Below are 1,292 nucleotides of genomic sequence, written 5' to 3' on the forward strand. Positions count from 1 at the left end.
GCGCCCGTACCCCCGGGGCGAGGTGGAACTGCTGGAAGACGAAGCCGATGGTGCGGGCCCGCAGGGCCGACAGCTCCCGGTCGGTCAGCTCGTCGATGTCGTGGCCGTCGACGCGGACGGCGCCGGTGGTGGGGCGGGTGAGGGTGCCCATGATGTGGAGCAGGGTGGACTTGCCGGAGCCGGACGGGCCGACGACGGCGAGCAGTTCACCGCGGCCCACGGTCACGTGGGCACCGGTCAGGGCGTGCACGTCCGCGTACGCCTTGGACACGCCGCGCAGCTCCAGGACCGGGGTGGCAGGGGGGTGGTGCGCATCGGTCACTTCGGGACTCCCACGACCATGCCGGCGGTGACGCCGTCGCCGGCGACCTCGACCATGCCGCCGGCGAAGATGCCCAGTTCGACGGGTACGTACGCGATGCCCTTGGCGCCGACCGTCTCCAGCGCGTAGCCGCCCTCCCGCAGCGCCACCAGGGCGTTGATCGGCACGGCGAGTACGTCCTCGCGGGTCTCGGCGGTGACGGTGACGTCGACGGGTGCGGCCTCGTAGCGGCCCAGTTTCTTCTGCTTGCCGACCGCCAGGGTGACCGGCAAGGTGGCCTCCGTGCCGGCACCGGATCCCGGGTCGCCTCCGCCGCTGTCGGAGGGCTCGGCGGCGGCCGCGGTGCCCACGTCGGTGACCTCGGCGTCCACGGTGGTGCCGTCGGGCAGTTCGACGGCCGCCCCGGTGCCCTCGTCGACCAGGTCCTCGTACTGCACCTCCAGGTCCACGGTGACGATCCGCTCGGTGCCGGTCCAGGTCAGGATGTCCCCGGAGGGCGCGCTGCCGCGTACGGCCTGGACGTCGGCGATCCGCCTGGCCCCGGCGGCGACGACGGCGTCTCCGGTGGCGACGGTGCCGGTCTGCTCGCGGCCGAGGTCTTCCTGCCAGCTCTCGACGGCGCTCGCGGTGCCGTCGGTGTACGTGTCGTCGGCGGTGAAGCCGGAGTGGCCGAGCGCGGCGAGGTTGGCTTCGAGCATCTGGACGTCCTTGCCCTCCGCTCCCACGTCGAGCGTGCGGTAGAGGGGGGTCGAGCCGTACAGCAGCGGCACCCTGGCCTCGTCGATGCTGTAGACGGCCGCGCCTCGCTCGACGACGTCGCCCGCGTCCGGCAGCCAGGTCACGACGCCGCTGCCGGCTTCGGAGGCTCCGTCACTCTGCGCGTCTTCGGGGGAGGCTGCTCCGGAGCCGGTCGCGGGTGGGGCGGGGGCGGCGGCCCGGACGGCGGTGGCGGGCCCGTAGCCGAGGCTGC

The 1,292-nt window shown here is 74.0% G+C and carries 2 protein-coding genes; both read right to left on the bottom strand.

Annotated features, from left to right (window positions below; translation table 11 throughout):
- Positions 1–322: ATP-binding cassette domain-containing protein (locus tag H5J30_RS33880; protein WP_181791628.1), on the bottom strand; the 322-nt coding region annotated here is incomplete at its 3' end.
- Positions 319–1,292, bottom strand: a 974-nt coding sequence (locus tag H5J30_RS33885) for a peptidoglycan-binding domain-containing protein (protein ID WP_181791630.1), incomplete at its 5' end; no start/stop codon positions are given. The genes H5J30_RS33880 and H5J30_RS33885, both read right to left, overlap by 4 nt.

The organism is Streptomyces phytophilus, from assembly GCF_013870535.1.
In the GTDB taxonomy this organism is placed as follows: domain Bacteria; phylum Actinomycetota; class Actinomycetes; order Streptomycetales; family Streptomycetaceae; genus Streptomyces; species Streptomyces phytophilus.